Annotated in this window: 13 protein-coding genes, 1 tRNA gene and 1 pseudogene; 9 read left to right on the top strand and 6 right to left on the bottom strand. The window is 38.5% G+C overall.

Features of this window, described 5'->3' with window-relative positions; all coding sequences use genetic code 11:
• Positions 1–231: 231 nt before the first annotated feature.
• Complete coding sequence (gene purL / locus DRW42_RS13795) at positions 232–3,915, bottom strand: phosphoribosylformylglycinamidine synthase (protein ID WP_113949394.1); 3,684 nt, start codon at positions 3,913–3,915, stop codon at positions 232–234.
• Positions 3,916–4,187: 272 nt separating this feature from the next.
• Here purL and gloA2 point away from each other — a divergent pair, with 272 nt between their 5' ends.
• The 5 genes from gloA2 to fbp all read left to right on the top strand — a co-directional run bounded on the left by gloA2 (position 4,188) and on the right by fbp (position 8,933).
• Positions 4,188–4,568 carry an SMU1112c/YaeR family gloxylase I-like metalloprotein gene (gene gloA2 / locus DRW42_RS13790; RefSeq protein WP_113949393.1) on the top strand — a complete coding sequence of 127 codons (381 nt, stop codon included), beginning with the start codon at positions 4,188–4,190 and terminating at the stop codon, positions 4,566–4,568.
• Positions 4,558–5,271 (top strand): tRNA1(Val) (adenine(37)-N6)-methyltransferase, encoded by a 714-nt coding sequence (locus DRW42_RS13785; RefSeq protein WP_341866232.1) that lies wholly within the window; start codon positions 4,558–4,560, stop codon positions 5,269–5,271. The genes gloA2 and DRW42_RS13785 overlap by 11 nt, the downstream gene beginning before the upstream one ends.
• 75 nt (positions 5,272–5,346) lie before the next feature.
• Positions 5,347–7,158, top strand: a complete 1,812-nt coding sequence (locus DRW42_RS13780; protein ID WP_113949392.1) for a serine hydrolase — start codon at positions 5,347–5,349, stop codon at positions 7,156–7,158.
• A 184-nt stretch (positions 7,159–7,342) separates the two neighbouring features.
• Entirely contained in the window at positions 7,343–7,834 is a 492-nt protein-coding gene (locus DRW42_RS13775) for a metallophosphoesterase family protein (RefSeq protein WP_113949391.1), read from the top strand.
• Positions 7,835–7,853: 19 nt separating this feature from the next.
• Positions 7,854–8,933 carry a class 1 fructose-bisphosphatase gene (fbp, locus tag DRW42_RS13770; RefSeq protein WP_113949390.1) on the top strand — a complete coding sequence of 360 codons (1,080 nt, stop codon included), beginning with the start codon at positions 7,854–7,856 and terminating at the stop codon, positions 8,931–8,933.
• On the opposite strand, the gene rnhA is transcribed toward fbp, so the two are convergent.
• Entirely contained in the window at positions 8,930–9,403 is a 474-nt protein-coding gene (gene rnhA / locus DRW42_RS13765) for a ribonuclease HI (RefSeq protein WP_113949389.1), read from the bottom strand. The genes fbp and rnhA overlap by 4 nt on opposite strands.
• Positions 9,404–9,578: 175 nt before the next feature.
• Between rnhA and DRW42_RS13760 the strand changes: the two genes are divergently transcribed.
• Positions 9,579–9,652 (top strand) — tRNA-His (locus DRW42_RS13760).
• Between the two features lie 742 nt (positions 9,653–10,394).
• Here DRW42_RS13760 and DRW42_RS29295 read toward each other — a convergent pair.
• Together DRW42_RS29295 and DRW42_RS13750 are read right to left on the bottom strand one after the other, a co-directional pair.
• Positions 10,395–11,174: pseudogene (locus DRW42_RS29295) on the bottom strand (recombinase family protein); the annotation flags it as partial.
• Entirely contained in the window at positions 11,171–11,401 is a 231-nt protein-coding gene (locus DRW42_RS13750) for a hypothetical protein (RefSeq protein ID WP_147243747.1), read from the bottom strand. The pseudogene DRW42_RS29295 and the gene DRW42_RS13750, both read right to left, overlap by 4 nt.
• A 316-nt stretch (positions 11,402–11,717) precedes the next feature.
• On the opposite strand from DRW42_RS13750, the gene DRW42_RS13740 reads away from it, so the two are divergent.
• From DRW42_RS13740 to DRW42_RS13730, 3 genes are all read left to right on the top strand, one after another.
• On the top strand, positions 11,718–12,173 hold the full coding sequence (locus DRW42_RS13740) for a JAB domain-containing protein (protein WP_113949386.1): 456 nt from the start codon (positions 11,718–11,720) through the stop codon (positions 12,171–12,173).
• A 282-nt stretch (positions 12,174–12,455) separates the two neighbouring features.
• Positions 12,456–12,863 (top strand): hypothetical protein, encoded by a 408-nt coding sequence (locus DRW42_RS13735; protein WP_113949385.1) that lies wholly within the window; start codon positions 12,456–12,458, stop codon positions 12,861–12,863.
• Positions 12,864–13,040: 177 nt separating this feature from the next.
• The gene (locus tag DRW42_RS13730; RefSeq protein ID WP_113949384.1) at positions 13,041–14,498 is read left to right on the top strand and encodes a hypothetical protein; all 1,458 of its coding nucleotides are present in this window, start codon (positions 13,041–13,043) and stop codon (positions 14,496–14,498) included.
• Between the two features lie 124 nt (positions 14,499–14,622).
• On the opposite strand, the gene DRW42_RS13725 is transcribed toward DRW42_RS13730, so the two are convergent.
• Positions 14,623–15,114: a HEPN domain-containing protein gene (locus DRW42_RS13725; protein WP_113949383.1), complete on the bottom strand. Its 492-nt coding sequence runs from the start codon at positions 15,112–15,114 to the stop codon at positions 14,623–14,625.
• Positions 15,107–16,240, bottom strand: coding sequence for a DUF262 domain-containing protein (locus DRW42_RS13720; RefSeq protein ID WP_113949382.1), 1,134 nt, complete (start codon positions 16,238–16,240; stop codon positions 15,107–15,109). The genes DRW42_RS13725 and DRW42_RS13720 overlap by 8 nt, the downstream gene beginning before the upstream one ends.
• Positions 16,241–16,280 lie beyond the last annotated feature (40 nt).

The raw sequence follows: 16,280 nt of genomic DNA, 5'->3' as shown, positions 1-16,280 counted from the left end.
ATAGCTTAAGTTAATAGCATTGGTGGGGACACAGACCATGGGTTCAATTGAAACGGTTTGGGTGATGCCCGGGCCGTTTTTTTGTTCTTGCAGATCGTCAACCCTGAACTTGTTTCAGGGTCTATTTAGCATGATAGATGCTGAAATAAATTCAGCATGACGACGGCTTTTAAACAAAAAATGGATGATGGTTTTTAACTCCATCATCCATTTTACATCTTCCATCAATGTTTATCCTTTATTTTCAATCCACTTACGTGCATTTACAAAGGCTTCCATCCAAGGCGAAACTTCGTCTTTACGACCCTTCGGATAATTTGCCCAGTGCCATTGGAACAATGAACGCTCAATGTGCGGCATCATCACCAGGTGACGGCCGGTTTCATCACACATCATTGCGGTGTTGTAATCAGAGCCATTCGGACTTGCCGGATAACTTTCGTAAGCATATTTTGCTACGATTTTATATTTATCTTCTGTATAAGGTAGCGAGAATCTTCCTTCACCATGTGATACCCAAACCCCTAATGTGCTTCCGGCCAGGGTTGATAACATTACCGAATTGTTTTCCTGTAAGGTTAAAGAAGTGAAAATACTTTCGTGTTTGCCACTTTTGTTGTGCAGCATTTTAGGTTTTTCTGCATGGTCTTTATTGATTAAGCCCAACTCCACAAATAACTGGCAACCGTTACAAACACCAACCGATAAAGTATCAGGACGGGCAAAGAATTTCTCTAAAGCCAACCTTGCTTTTTCGTTGTATAAAAATGCACCAGCCCAGCCTTTTGCCGATCCTAAAACATCGGAATTGGAGAAACCACCAACAGCACCGATAAACTGGATATCTTCTAAAGTTTCCCTGCCAGTGATTAAGTCGGTCATGTGTACGTCTTTCACATCAAAACCGGCTAAATACATGGCATTGGCCAGTTCGCGCTCTGAGTTACTTCCTTTTTCGCGGATAATGGCCGCTTTTGGACGTGGTTTAGTTGCATCGATTACCGGTTTTTTGCCATCAAATTGGGTAGGGAAAGTATAATTTAAAACCTGGTTTTTGTAATTATCGTAACGTTCTTTGGCTAAACCATTACCAGTTTGTTTGCTATCTAACAGGTATGAAGTTTTGAACCAAACATCACGTAAATGATCAATATCAAAGCTGAAGTTATCTGCAGCATTTTTAACTTCCAATTTAGCTGTTTGGTTTACTTCACCGATTTTATGAAAAGTTATACCAGCTTGTGTAAAGGTTTCTTCAACCGACGCATCAGCCTGGAATACAATACCAATGTTTTCTGCAAATAATACTTTAATGCTGTCGGCTTCTGCCAATGAAGATAAATCAATCGATGCACCTAAATCACGATCAGCAAAACACATTTCCAATAGGGTGGTAATCAAACCTCCGCTACCGATGTCATGACCAGCCTGGATTTTATCTTCCTTAATTAATTGCTGTAGGGTATTAAAAGCCGTTTTAAATTGACCGGCATCTTTAACGTCAGGGGTTTCTGTGCCGATTTTGTTTAAAATCTGCGCGAAAGATGAACCGCCTAATTTATAAGTATCGTTTGATAAGTTGATGTAATAAATTGATCCGCCATTTTTCTGTAATACCGGTTCCACTACTTTGGTAATATCATCACAGTTAGCGCCTGCAGAAATAATCACCGTACCGGGTGCAATCACATCACCATCTTTGTATTTCTGTTTCATCGATAGTGAATCTTTTCCGGTTGGGATGTTGATTCCTAAATCGATGGCAAAATCAGAACAGGCTTTTACGGCTGCATATAAACGGGCATCTTCACCTTCGTTTTTACAGGCCCACATCCAGTTGGCAGAAAGTGAAACACTTTTTAAACCATCTTTTAAAGGTGCCCAAACAATGTTCGAAAGTGATTCGGCAATGGCATTGCGGCTACCTGCTGCAGGATCGATCAGGGCAGAAAGTGGCGCATGACCAACCGAAGTGGCAATACCTTCTTTACCCTGAAAATCTAAAGCCATTACACCACAGTTGTTTAACGGTAACTGTAACGGACCTGCGCATTGCTGTTTGGCTACACGGCCACCCACGCAGCGGTCTACTTTATTGGTTAACCAATCTTTAGCTGCAACTGCTTCTAACTGAAGCACCTGCTCTAAATAGGTGTTTAATTCGTTATTGTTATACGTAACAGCTTCGTAATTGCGATCGATCGTCTGATCTTCAATTACGATTTTTGGAGAACTGCCAAACATAGCGGCCAGTTCTAAATCCATCGGTTTTAAACCGGTTGTTGCTGATTTAAAGGTAAAACGGTGATCGCCGGTTACTTTACCCACAGTGTACATTGGCGAACGTTCGCGATCGGCTATTTTTTGAAGAGTTTCGATATGTTCGTTACCGATTACCAATCCCATTCTTTCCTGCGATTCGTTACCGATAATTTCTTTGGCCGAAAGGGTAGGGTCGCCAACCGGCAATTTATCTAAGTCGATTAAACCACCGGTTTCTTCAACCAGTTCTGATAAACAGTTTAAGTGACCGCCTGCACCGTGATCGTGGATCGAGATAATCGAATTATGATCGCTTTCTACCATGCCACGCACCGCATTTGCCGCACGTTTCTGCATTTCAGGGTTCGAACGCTGTATCGCATTTAATTCAATCCCAGTACCATGCTGACCAGTATCTGCAGATGAAACTGCTGCACCGCCCATTCCGATCCTATAATTTTCGCCACCTAAAATAACGATGTTATCGCCTTCCTGTGGTTTAAGCTTTTGTGCCTGGCTGGCTTTACCATAACCAACACCCCCGGCAAGCATAATTACCTTATCGAAACCTAATTTTCTGTCTTCTTCTTCGTGTTCGAAAGTTAAAACTGAACCTGTAATCAGTGGCTGACCGAATTTATTTCCAAAATCGGTAGCGCCGTTTGATGCTTTGATCAGGATATCCATTGGGGTTTGATATAACCATTCTCTTTCTTCAACGCCTTTTTCCCATGGACGGTTATCTTCTAAGCGCGAAAGGGCTGTCATGTAAACCGCTGTTCCTGCCAAAGGTAACGAACCTTGTCCGCCAGCTAAACGGTCCCTAATTTCACCTCCCGAACCTGTAGCCGCCCCATTAAAAGGTTCAACAGTAGTTGGGAAATTATGGGTTTCTGCTTTTAGTGAAATTACCGACTCGAAATCGCTTGTGGTATAAAAATCAGGCTCATCAGCACGTTTAGGTGCAAATTGCTGTACTTTAGGGCCTTTTATAAAAGCTACGTTATCTTTATAAGCAGAAACAATATCGTTGGGATTTTCTTCAGAAGTTTTGCGGATCAGCTTAAATAACGAAGTAGGTTGCTCAACACCATCAATTACGAATTTACCATTGAAAATTTTGTGACGGCAGTGTTCTGAATTTACCTGCGAGAAACCAAAAACTTCCGAATCGGTTAATGGTCTTTCCAGTTTTTGCGCCAGTGAGTTTAAATAATCAACCTCTTCATCGCTTAAAGAAAGTCCTTCTTGTTTATTGTATGCTGTAATATCGGTGATTTCTAAAATCGGTTCAGGTTTGATATTGATGGTATAAACCTCCTGATCCAGTTGGTTGTATTTTTGAGAAAGCATCGGATCATAATCTGAAAAATCCTCGTCAACCTGCTTAAATTCTTCTATCCTGATGATTCCCTGCATGTCCATGTTCTGGGTAATCTCTACTGCATTGGTGCTCCAGGGAGTAATCATTGCTGCTCTTGGCCCAACGAAAAAGCCGGTTAGGGCTGTTTCCTGCGACATTTTGGCGCCGCCAAATAACCATTCGAGTTTAGTAATATCAGTGGTAGAAAGCGCTTTGTCTGTTTGTAGAACAAAAATCGCCTTCGATTGCCCTTCGCCAGGCTCAGGATGACAATGGAAGAAATGAATCATGCTTTTTTTTTGAAGTTGCAAAAATAGCGTTTTTAAATTTAATGACAGAATGAATCATGGAATGATTGATAGAATTTTGAATGATTGAATAAGTAATGATTGAATCAATGAATTTTGAAATGAAAGAATGTGTATAGATAATTTAATACTTTAAAGCAAGAAAGAATTTTGGTTAACTAATAAGGATATTTTGCAACTTTGCTTTGTAATTCAATAATCCATTTATCATTCTATCATTCATTCTGTTATTCAAAATTCAATTATTAACTTTTATGCTTCGTATCCACCACATTGCCATTATCTGTTCTGATTACGAAAAATCGAAAGATTTTTATGTAAATAAATTGGGTTTTACAGTTCTGGCCGAGGTTTACCGGGCAGAAAGAAAATCGTACAAACTCGATCTGGCGGTAAATGGTGTGTATCAGATCGAGCTTTTTTCGTTTGAAAATCCTCCTGCAAGGCCGTCGAGGCCAGAATCACAGGGTTTGCGTCATCTGGCTTTTGAGGTAACGGATATCGAAAAAGAAATTGAAAGATTAAACGAACAGGGAATTGTAACGGAGCCGATCCGCGTTGATGAATTTACGGATAAAAGGTTTACTTTTTTTGCCGATCCGGATGGTTTGCCTTTAGAATTATATGAAATTTAGGATGAGTATTTTTAAATTCAAACAATTCGATGTAGACCAAACAGGCTGCGCCATGAAAATCAATACTGATGGAGTATTGCTTGGTGCAACAGTTTCTCATCCTTCGCCAAAAAGGATCCTGGATATCGGAACCGGAACGGGTGTAATTGCTTTAATGCTGGCGCAACGTTTTCCTGATGCATGTATAGAAGCAGTAGAAATTGATCAGCAAGCTGCCGAAACTGCGTGTAGAAACTTTCAGTTATCAGTTTTCAGTAAGCGACTGAATATTAACCATGTTTCAATTGAACAATATAACAATAAGGAACAATTTGACCTGATTGTTTCCAATCCACCTTTTTTTGTAAATGATTTAAAGAACGAAGAAATCAGAAAAGGCATTGCCCGGCATGCCGATGAAGATTTTTTTAGTCTGCTGGTAGAAAAATCACACTCGCTTTTGGCTGATGAAGCTCAAATCTGGTTCATTCTCCCGATAAAACAAGCAGATGAAGTGATCGATATCGCTTCCCGTTATGGTTTATCACTTGCCGAACGCGTCAATATTCATTCTGATAAAAATAAACCTACTTTCAGGCAGATCATCTGTTTAAAAAAAGGAGAAGTGTTTTTAAATGAAAGTGATTTCAATATTTATGAGTCTTTAAAGGAGCATACGCAGGAATACAAAGTTTTACTTAAAGATTTTTTCCTGGCTTACTAAGTAAATAGTTTGAAGTATTCACCTTTTCTAATATTTCATTTGTAATTTAGGCTCAAATCATCTCACCTAAATTTAATGAAACGTATCCTAAATGTATCCTTGCTATGCCTGATTGCACTGTCTTCTCTCGCTCAATCAAAAAAGCAAAAAACTGGCGATCCTTTAGCGGGGATCGATACCTTATTAAACAGGGTATTAAAAGATCAAAAGGTGGCCGGTTTCGCAGTTGCAGTTGTAAAAGGCGATCAGGTAATTTATAGTAAAGGTTTCGGATACCGTGATGTGGAAAATAAGAAACCGGTTACGCCGAATACACTCTTTGCCATTGGTTCGAGTACTAAGGCTTTTACCTCATCGCTTATCGGTTTATTGCAGAAAGAAGGAAAGCTGTCGTACGATGGTATTGCAACTTCTTATCTGCCGCAACTAAAGTTTTATAATGATAATATGAATAACCAGATTACGGTGCGCGATATGATGTGCCATCGTACAGGTTTATCACGTTACGATTTATCCTGGTTCATATTCAACACCTCCAACCGCGATAGCATCATACACAGGGTGCGTTATATGGAACCAACAGCTGGCATCCGCGAGAAATGGCAGTACAATAATTTCATGTTTTTGGCCCAGGGCATGATTGTAGAAAAACTGACCGGAAAAACCTGGGAGCAGAACATTAAAGAAAAGTTTTTTGATCCGCTGGAGATGAGCCATTCTAATACAAACATTTTCGAATTCGAAAAAAACAGCGAAGCCTCTTTGCCTTATATGGTAAATGATAAAGGCGCCATCGAAAAGATTGATTATTTCAATATCGACGGAATGGGGCCTGCAGGGAGCATCAATAGCAGTGTAAATGATATGACTCACTGGTTAAAGGTTTGGATCAATGGCGGGCAGTATAAAGGGAAAGAGATTTTATCAGCATCTTATATTGCAGAGGCAGCCAGTTCTCAAATGTCGATGGGTGGTGGTTTACCGGCAGAAGACGATGATATTTACCTTTCTACTTACGGTTTTGGCTGGATGATCAGTTCTTATCGTGGACATTATATGGTGGAGCATGGAGGCAATATCAATGGTTTCTCGGCAAGTGTATCCTTTTTTCCTACCGATAAATTAGGGATTGTGGTGTTAACGAATCAAAACGCCTCTGCTGTTCCGAAAATTGTATTCAGTAGCATTGCCGACAGATTGTTAGGGCTAAAAAACATCGACTGGAATGGCAGGGCGAACAAGGAAAAAGCTGAAGCGAAAAAAAGAGAAAATGCTGCAAAGAAAACAGCAGAAAATGCCCATGTTTTAAATACCAAACCTTCGCATCCTTTAAAAGATTATGATGGTTTGTTCGATAATCCTGCTTATGGGGTAATCAGTGTATCGTTTAAAAATGATTCACTTTTTGCTGTAATGGGAAAGGAAAAACTTTTGCTCAGGCACTATCATTACGATGTGTTCAGTATCAGTGGTATTGATAAAAATGGTAAAATTGACACTGCAGTAAGTGATCTTCGGTTTAATTTTATCAGTGGGGCAGATGGTAAAATTGAAAGCATCAGTATTCCGCTCGAAAAGGGATTGAAGCCAACCATTTTTAATTTCAAGCCGAGAATGGTTGAATTAAGTGCTTTAGAATTAGAAAATTATACCGGTAGTTATGGCGAAAAGGGGATGGTAAAAGTTTATTTAAAAGGTAGAGTTTTATTTGTTTCCGTACCTGGCCAGCCCGAATATGAAACCGTTTCAGTTGGAAGCGATACTTTTAATTTTAAAAATTTAAAGGGTTTTAGTTTAAAGTTCGAAAAGAAAGAAGGCATGTCAAAACCTTTGTCGGTTTCGTTTGTACAACCCAACGGCACATTTAAGCAGGTAAGGCAGAATTAATTTTTTCTTTGAAATGATACCCTGTTCTAATGCTAATATCCTATAGATAAAATTAAGTGCTTTCTTCGGGTTTTAATGATTTTTCAAGTTAAAAAGTTTGTTTTTTCTGAAAAAATTAAACAGGCAGAAAATAATTTGTTGCGATGTTTAATGTGGGAAACCGGATTGATATTACCTTTGATTTATGAAAAAAATAGGATTAATTTCTGATACGCATGGTTTTTTGGATGAGGCCGTTTTCAAACATTTTGATGGGGTAGATGAAATCTGGCATGCGGGTGATTTTGGTCCCGATGTTGCCGAACCCCTGGCGGCATTTAAACCCTTGCGAGGGGTATTCGGAAACATTGATGATGCAACAATCAGATCAGCCTTTCCTGAACAAAATCGATTTAGCTGTGAAGCGGTTGATGTATGGATGACCCATATAGGTGGTTACCCCGGAAGGTACTCTAATTTTGTAAAACCAGAAATATACACTAACCCTCCAAAATTATTCATCACCGGGCACTCCCATATTTTGAAAGTAATGTTCGATGAAAAAATAAAATGTTTGCATATAAACCCCGGTGCGGCAGGGAAACACGGCTGGCACAAGGTGCGTACACTGATCAGATTTTGCATTACTGACGAAAATATTCATACCTTAGAGGTTATAGAGTTATCGGGTAGATAATGTAAAATATACACTAAGTATGGTTTGTGGCGTTAAAACACTAGGACAATTTATTATAGAAAAACAGGCAGATTTCCCTTATGCAAAGGGCGAACTTTCGAGGCTGTTAAGAGACATCGGCATTGCTGCAAAAATTGTAAACCGCGAAATCAACAAGGCCGGTTTGGTTGATATTCTTGGGGATATGGGTACCACTAATATTCAGGGAGAAGAACAGAAAAAACTAGATGTTTATGCTGACGAGCAGTTTATTGCAGCTTTAACCAGTGGTGGCGAATGTTGTATCGTAGCTACAGAAGAAGAAGATGAAATTATCCATATCGAATCGCCGGTTTCGCAAAATGCCAAATATATTGTGTGTATCGATCCTTTGGATGGCTCTTCCAATACGGATGTAAATGTTGCTGTTGGTACTATTTTTTCTATTTACCGCCGCAAATCGGTTGATGGCAGGGCCAGTTTAGATGATGTGCTGCAAAAAGGAACAGAGCAGGTTGCTGCGGGTTACATTATTTATGGTTCGTCTACCATGCTGGTTTATACAACCGGGAAAGGTGTTAACGGGTTTACCCTTGATCCATCTATCGGCGAATTCTGCCTTTCACATCCGCAGATGAAAATACCGGAAACAGGCTATTTATATTCAGTAAACGAAGGTAACTACGTGCATTTCCCTGATGGGGTTAAAAAGTATATCAAATACTGCCAGGTAGAAGATGAGGCTACTAAACGGCCGTACACTTCGCGTTATATTGGTTCGATGGTGGGCGATATTCACCGGAATTTAATAAAGGGTGGAATCTATATTTATCCTACTACTTCGCGCTCTCCAAATGGAAAATTGAGGTTATTGTATGAATGTAACCCTATGGCATTTATTATTGAACAGGCTGGGGGTAAAGCCAGTACAGGTTTTGAGCGGATACTGGATATTAACCCTACCGAACTTCATCAAAGGGTCCCGATTTTTATCGGCTCAAAAAAAATGGTCGAAAAAGCAGAAGAAATGATGTTTCTTTACACTGCAAAATCGATCTCGGTTGATGAGAATGTAGAAGCTAAACTTGAAGATTTAAATGTAATCGGCGGAATTGACTAAAAAAGGTTTGCCTTACTTCTTTCTGCTTCAAAAAAAGTATCTATCGCTAAATTTTGTTTGTCTTGCGAGGCAAATACAGCTAAACGGTCGCAACGCTCATTCTCCGGATGATCGTTGTGACCTTTAATCCAGATAAATTTTACCTTATGCAGTTTATATAGTTCGAGGAAACGCATCCAGAGATCTTTGTTTTTCTTGTCTTTAAAACCTTTGCTTACCCAGCCGAAAACCCATTTCTTTTCAACGGCATCAACCACATATTTAGAGTCCGAATAAACGGTTACCTGCTGGTTTAGGCTTTTTAATGCTTCTAATCCTTTAATTACAGCAAGCAGTTCCATGCGGTTATTGGTGGTCATCCTAAAACCACCGCTCAGTTCTTTATAGTGCTGTCCGGCCCTTAAAATAGTACCCCAACCACCTGGTCCGGGGTTTCCGCTAGCTGCTCCGTCTGTATAAATTTCAATCATAAACGCTGTAAAGTTATGTTTTTAGCTTTAAAATCGCCTATTTTATCTGCTGCTGAAATTTTTTTTCAATTTCAAATAATTGAATGTTAAGGAATTAAAAATTAGTTGTAAAAACATTGAAAAAAATATTTGCAAGGAATGTTAAAAGTCGTACTTTTGTGACATCAAAAAAACGGTGGCTGTAGCTCAGTTGGTTAGAGTATTGGTTTGTGGTGCCGAGGGTCGTGGGTTCGAGCCCCATCAGCCACCCTTGACGGGGCAAAGAGTTTTTAATAACTTTTTGCCCTTTCTTTTTACCTCCTAATTTGTTGTTAATCAAATATATACGGTCGAATGCATAAGTCATTTGAGCGGTTCGATGTTGTACGTTCTCAAAATTGAATTTTTCCTTGAACATCGAACCAATCAGCCTCCTTTGGTCTTCTATGCCCGATTTTGTGAAAATCGTGTATAAATCACAAAACGTGTTTATTGCATCATTCAGGATGGGCTCGAGTTGTGCCTTGCTGTATTTTTTTCGGCCGAAGTCCTGAAGTTTCGCCTCAATTCTGATAATAATTTCATCGCATTCGGTTTTTATTTTTTTATATTCACTGCTTTCCAGATCTCCTACCAATAATAATTCTCTGGCTCTGGTGAGTTTGTTATTGGATTCTGTGAGTTGTTTAGCCAGCTGGGCTTTGTATTCTTTATTGTTATCTGAATCATTTGAAAATTCATCTAGGATGACCAGTTTAAATAACTCAGCGGTTTTCGCATTAAGGCTAAACTCCTTTAGTAAGTCCAAAAATTCCCTGTTGACCATTTCTGCTCTTAATCTGCATCCACATGCAGAACTGCAGTGGTAATAATAATAATAGGCACTTCGTCCTTTGGATGCGCTACCGCATAATGTACGGGTACACTTTGAACAGGTTATGAATCCTTTTAAAGGCAGGTGTTCATTCGCAAGGATTTTGGTTTTGATATTCTGTTTTTTTCCAGAAATTACATCTTGTACCTGGTAGAAAAGGGCGGGTGATATAATTGGTTCATGTAAACCTTTTACGGTGTAGGCCGCCTCATCTTTGTGACTTGCGATCTGAATGATACCGCAATACATTGGGTTTCTAATCTGGCGTAAGAAGTTATTTTTGCTACAGATGAGACCCATTTCGACACTCCTTTTAAATACCTGTTCAATCGCATATTTCCCTTTAGATAATTCTTTGAATGCCCATTCCATGAGTTTTGCCTGATCTCCATGCTGGGCGATATATTTTTTGCCATTTTCAGCTGTTCTGTTGATATATCCTGTAGGCGCAAGTCCGGTCCAGCGACCTTCTTTTCGGGCTCTTCTCAATCCGTAAAAAGTGTTGAGACCACGGCGATCGTTTTCAATCTCTGGTGCAGTTAGGTAGATGGCCAGCATCATTTTATTTTCTGGCACGTCCATATCCAGGGGCTGTTCTATAGCCTGTGGTTCTACGCCCAGTGATTTCAACATTCGGATCATATTATAGGCATCAGGTGCGTTTCGGCTAAAGCGATCCCATTTGGTAAATAGCACCAGTTCGGTTTTACCACGTTGTTTGCGTAGTTCAACTAGAAGTTTCTTCCAGGCGGGGCGTTCAAAAGTTTTAGCAGAGTGATCTTCAAAGATGATTTTTCTTACACTGATGCCAGAATCTCTACAATGTTTTTCGAGGCGTTCAGCCTGATCACGCTGGGAATAGCCTTTGTCGGCTTGTTCATCAGTACTTACCCTGATGTATAAGTCAGCTGTTTTCATTTTTTAAAATTTTGATTTACAATCAATTTAGCCAATTGATACATGAGTTCCAATACTTCTGCCGCATCATCTTTTTCTATATTTATGCCGCTCTCAAATAAGATTTTCTGTGCCTGGTCTACAGTTATGTTATGCGCTTGATTGAGATTGGGTAATTTTGGAATAGCTATGTGGTTTGTTGTCCTTATGGTTCTGCTACCTGGTCTCTTGCGATATTCTGCTTTCATCATCATGCATTTTTAAGCTACAATTCTGCGGAAAATTACAGGGATCTCATCCAATATTGGAAAGGAAGTCGAAGGTATTAGATTTATTTTGTAGGCGGGTTGGGTTTCTTCAGGCTAGACAATGGCCTATGTTTTTTTAAGTTTGGTTTGTTCTTATTCAATTCTGTTACAAATTTAAGGTTCAGTTCTGGCACGCAAAGGAATTTCCGGCATAAACGCTCCTGTGGCCTTTGCCCGCCCGGCCATTTATTCCGTTCCTCCTTTTGCTTTGGCAGAACCTGAACATTGTCGGGCGCCATAATTAAATCAGAAAATTATGGAAAATATAAGTTTTAGGGTAGCAGAGATCGAGATCAGCTACCGTCCGGCATTTAAAGTGGCAGAGCGGCCACAGATTACTTCTTCAAAACAGGCTTACAGGATATTGCTGGGGAAGTGGGATGACGGGAGGTTGGAGCTATTGGAGGAGTTTAAGGTTATATTGTTGAATAGGCAGGGTCGGGTGCTGGGAATTGTGAATATTTCTCAGGGTAGTTTTTCTGAGGTGATGGTAGATCCGAAGGTGATTTTTGCCGTGGCCTTGAAAGCCTGCGCGAGTGCTTTGATCATGGTGCATAACCATCCAAGTGGGGAGTTGCGGCCAAGTGAAACGGATATACGAATGACCAGAAATTTAATTAATGGTGGGAATATCTTAAATATTGAGATTCATGATCATTTGATTGTGTCTCGATATGGTTATTACAGTTTTGCAGATGAGGGGTTGATCTGAAGTTTTTCTGTCAAGTTATTTGACCTTTCTTTGCTGTATCTGGCTTTAACGGTACTATCAAAAACTAATTAATCTTGTTCTGTTTACTAATCATGATGATAGTATTGTAGATGAGCTGGACTCAATCAAATTGGTTAATTTAGTTCGATACGGCCAGTTTTTTGATAAAATAGTGTAGATTTTAAAGTAAATCTCACATGGAAATTATTATTTTGTGTTTTACTTTGACATCGGCTATGGCTGAAGAATTATTATTTTACAATACCTCTCAAAATTAAATAAATGAACTGGGAAATAATTTCTGGAATATGTGCAATAGTCGGTGTTGGTTACTTAATCTACCAATTCACTTTCCTGCCGAAAAAAGAAAGTGATGAATCTAAACTTGCGTTAGCGGCTAAAATTGGCACATCGCAGCAGTTAATCCGTAATCTAATTGCGGAATTGAAAGCATACGCACTTCTTCATGGAGAATCGGAACTATTTAGTGATAGGTTAACTGTCGGCGGATACATTCGGTATTTGGGGGATATGGAACGTATTGAGCTTTCTGATGATATGTATCGGAAGCTTAAAGAAATTGATTTAAGTAAGGATATGATTGTTTCGATGTCTGATTCGCTATCTCAGCAAATCTTGAGCTTCAATAAATCGATGGCTTACTTCAAGACCAGCTTTAAATATAAGTAATCGTGAGTCCATATTTCCTGAACTTTTTAACGTTTGATTTGGCTATTAAGATTTGGATGATATATTGTAAAAAAATGCCTTTTGCGCTATTGCGAAAGAAGATTTTTGAATGAAGTGATGCTTTTTTGAAAAAATGACGGAGGCACTTAATTAGTAATTTTATATAAATAGTGTAGTGTGACATCTATAAAATCAATTATACAGGACAAGGGACCAATATTAACTTCCAGACTGATCGAAGAGTTGAAGGCTAGTGGATCGAGCTTATCGGATGATGCAATTCGAAAACAGCTATCACGGTTTAAAGATGAAGATGTATTCAAGTTAAAGGGATATTTTGCTCATCGTCAAACTTTGTTTTATATCAAAGATGACTTTTTTGATGATGTATTTACTGAGGGTTTGCGAGCAGCGCTGAAGTCTGATGCTAAGCAATACCACTATCTGATTAAGGCTTTAGAATTTCATCGAGGGGTTTTACCTAAAGAACAGTTTTCTGCATACGGCGTCAACCCGGTTATTAATGTAAAAGGTCACGTAACTAGCCATTCAGCACTTGAGAAGCTACAGTCGCTTCAGTTAATATATAGTGGAGATTCCGAAATTAAAATAAATGAGCAGCGGACAAATGTGCTAATCAACAAAAGGCAGTCGATGGCTGTTCAATTGGTAAAAGATGTTTTGCTTTTGCAATTTAATGATTGGGCTAGAAAATTATCAATGACCAGTTATGATTCCTCAAGTTTTTATTCGCCATTTGGAAATTTCTCTTTTGCATTTGTTGCTCCTTCCTACATTAGTACGATCACGACCTGGTCAGACAAAGTCTTGAAGCCGGGTTTTGTGGTGGCTGATATTTTAATCGGCAATACAGTAACGGCTGAACATGTGGAATTTTTTATTAAAAAAATAGAGATATTAAAGGCACAAAAAAATACACTTAAATTTCTGCCTTTTTTGATCGTTGATAATTTGGAGCCAGAGGCATTAAGTTCCTTAAGGAGCAATGGAATTATTGTCGGTATGGTAAATCAGCTCTTTGGTGAGGAATATACAAACTTAATATCCTCATTAATAAATATTGTTGTCAACGCCGGGGCAGTGCTCAAAAAAAATCCAGAGCAATTTATTGATCTCTTGATAAAATTGAAAGCATTGGTCAGCGGTAAAACTAATAATTTGAGGGGCGATCTATTTGAAATGGCGGTTGGATATTATCATTCTAAAATGGGGTGTGGAACACTTGACATTGGTAAACTAATTACTTATGATTATGTTCAGCGAGAGATGGATGTTTACGCTGTTTATGGAAATAAGGTCGTGGTGGCGGAATGTAAGGGTTATAATTATCCTGTGGGGAAGGCTGACCTAGAATCGTGGTTAACGGATAAGGTACCGATAATTCGCAAATGGATTCTAGACCAGCCATCTCTAAATGATAAAGAAATCCATTTTCAATACTGGTGTACAGGTGGATTCACTGAGGATGCGGATTCATATATAGTCAGAATGGAGGCAGCTAAAAAGTTTACAGTTGAATTTTTTAATGCTGAAAAAATAGTAAAAATTTCTGCCCAAGCTAAATCAAAAAAGTTTAATGATATTATGAATGAATATTTTATAAAGCATTGTTGATTCTGCCACCTCATTGTTAATCGGTAATTTTGACCAAATAAATAGTTAGGTACAGCAGGAGTTGATCAAGTCAAAATATCAACTCCTGTTAAAATACACTAAAATCAAGAAAGTGTTTCTTGATCTAAACAATAATTGTGTCCAACATGTCTATAATTTTTCTAGCATGGGTGAAATAATCTTGAACATTTACAAATGAGGCTGACGGCTGCCCTCCATGTGCAAATTTATTTCGTTCTTCATTTAGTGAACTTAAAGAGGTTTCAATTTGTGCTTTGTCAGTGTGTGCATTCACGGCATTTTTAAAGGCAGTCGTCCACGACCCGTCAAATTTTTTTAAGAGTGAGCAAATGTTTGAATAATTAGGATTCATTGAGCTTTTCCTAACGGTTTCATCAATATAATTTTTAACTTGTTGACTCTGACCGTTGCTACTATGATCTGCAATTATTGTCTTAAAGCACTGTTCGATTGTTCCACAAGCTTTGATAATTGCATACTTAGTAAGAAATGGTACTGCGTCGTTGAATTGGCCAAAAGCCTGAATAATTAGATCTACCTTAGCTAGCTCATCTCTACAATCATCGAGGTATGTTTGAGCGTTCGAATTATTCATATTTTATTCCAAAAAGGATTTCTGATGCTTTATTTATTCGACCTTTAATATTTTCTACATTTGTAGTGCGAGTAGAGGTAAACGCCTTATAATCTTCGTCTTTGAGCAGGTTGATCCTCTTTGTAGGCAAATCGGATATTTTTGTCACATCGATTTTTTGGTTGATGGCATTAATTAAAGCAATTCCTATTGAGTCGAAAATCGTTGGATGAAACTTATTTATCAACTTCCCGTCTTTTTGGGAGATATTGTGAAATGCCTGCTCACCCCAAATGGTATTAGCTAGACTAATTACCTTAGTAAAGGTACTTTCTCGTTTTTCTAAAACCTTTTCATTTTCGGATTCTTTAGAACCCATGTATTCATTCAAGAACTTTTTCAATGAGATCTGACCTGACTCCTTCTTTTTAATTTCTTCTGATGAAAGTGCAAATAGCCTAAGTATAAATTCCAAATCCTCCATCCTTGGATCATCTGTGTCTAATCCATATAGTTTGCGCCAAATGGGATCACTGTTAAGTGTAAATAGCAATGTGTTAAATTTGCCCTGATAAACACAATTCCTTATCTCTTGAGGCTTCAAAGTTCTCCCACTTGTATTAATCCTTTCAAATATTTGATACAAACTGGTATCGTTGTCAATTGGTTTTTTCTGCTGAAAAATTATTGCATGTATTGTTGTGCTTCGGATCTTTTTTTGATCGTTATCGTTTAGCTCAATATACGCTTTACCTCTCCATCGTTCATTAATCCTTTTGGTATTTGAAAGCTTAAAAACCTTCCCGTCAGTAGAAAAAATGCCCTTAACAAAATCATAAACAGTCATTATTCTCTGATAGCCATCGATAATTAGCTTATTATCATTTGGCTCTTTTGCTAAAAAAATAGACGGTACTGGTAGGCCTAGTAAGATTGAATCAATGAATCTACTAGCTTCGGTCTTGTCCCATACATATTTTCTTTGAAGTTCAGGCTTTAGTAATTCTCCTTCTTCGTACATTGTTATTAGTTCTCTAAATGACAAATCAGCACCCCAAGATGTGATATTAAATAAGTCATCATTGGAATAATCGTCATCCTGCTCTGCAGGAATGTGCACTACATTTTTTGTTTCCTCTTCGTTCATTAGTTATTGTTTCGAAATCAGTTCCTAAATTATGTAAAAT

The organism is Pedobacter miscanthi, assembly GCF_003315595.1.
Classification (GTDB): Bacteria; Bacteroidota; Bacteroidia; order Sphingobacteriales; family Sphingobacteriaceae; genus Pedobacter; species Pedobacter miscanthi.
This window is presented reverse-complemented; position numbering and strand designations above follow the sequence as displayed.

What these genes read in the sequence shown, in the direction of transcription:
- purL (WP_113949394.1), bottom strand. Translation starts at nt 3,915, where the DNA reads ATGATTCATTTCTTCCATTGTCATCCTGAGCCTGGCGAAGGGCAATCG.
- gloA2 (WP_113949393.1), top strand. Translation starts at nt 4,188, where the DNA reads ATGCTTCGTATCCACCACATTGCCATTATCTGTTCTGATTACGAAAAA.
- DRW42_RS13785 (WP_341866232.1), top strand. Translation starts at nt 4,558, where the DNA reads ATGAAATTTAGGATGAGTATTTTTAAATTCAAACAATTCGATGTAGAC.
- DRW42_RS13780 (WP_113949392.1), top strand. Translation starts at nt 5,347, where the DNA reads ATGAAACGTATCCTAAATGTATCCTTGCTATGCCTGATTGCACTGTCT.
- DRW42_RS13775 (WP_113949391.1), top strand. Translation starts at nt 7,343, where the DNA reads ATGAAAAAAATAGGATTAATTTCTGATACGCATGGTTTTTTGGATGAG.
- fbp (WP_113949390.1), top strand. Translation starts at nt 7,854, where the DNA reads ATGGTTTGTGGCGTTAAAACACTAGGACAATTTATTATAGAAAAACAG.
- rnhA (WP_113949389.1), bottom strand. Translation starts at nt 9,403, where the DNA reads ATGATTGAAATTTATACAGACGGAGCAGCTAGCGGAAACCCCGGACCA.
- DRW42_RS13750 (WP_147243747.1), bottom strand. Translation starts at nt 11,401, where the DNA reads ATGAAAGCAGAATATCGCAAGAGACCAGGTAGCAGAACCATAAGGACA.
- DRW42_RS13740 (WP_113949386.1), top strand. Translation starts at nt 11,718, where the DNA reads ATGGAAAATATAAGTTTTAGGGTAGCAGAGATCGAGATCAGCTACCGT.
- DRW42_RS13735 (WP_113949385.1), top strand. Translation starts at nt 12,456, where the DNA reads ATGAACTGGGAAATAATTTCTGGAATATGTGCAATAGTCGGTGTTGGT.
- DRW42_RS13725 (WP_113949383.1), bottom strand. Translation starts at nt 15,114, where the DNA reads ATGAATAATTCGAACGCTCAAACATACCTCGATGATTGTAGAGATGAG.
- DRW42_RS13720 (WP_113949382.1), bottom strand. Translation starts at nt 16,240, where the DNA reads ATGAACGAAGAGGAAACAAAAAATGTAGTGCACATTCCTGCAGAGCAG.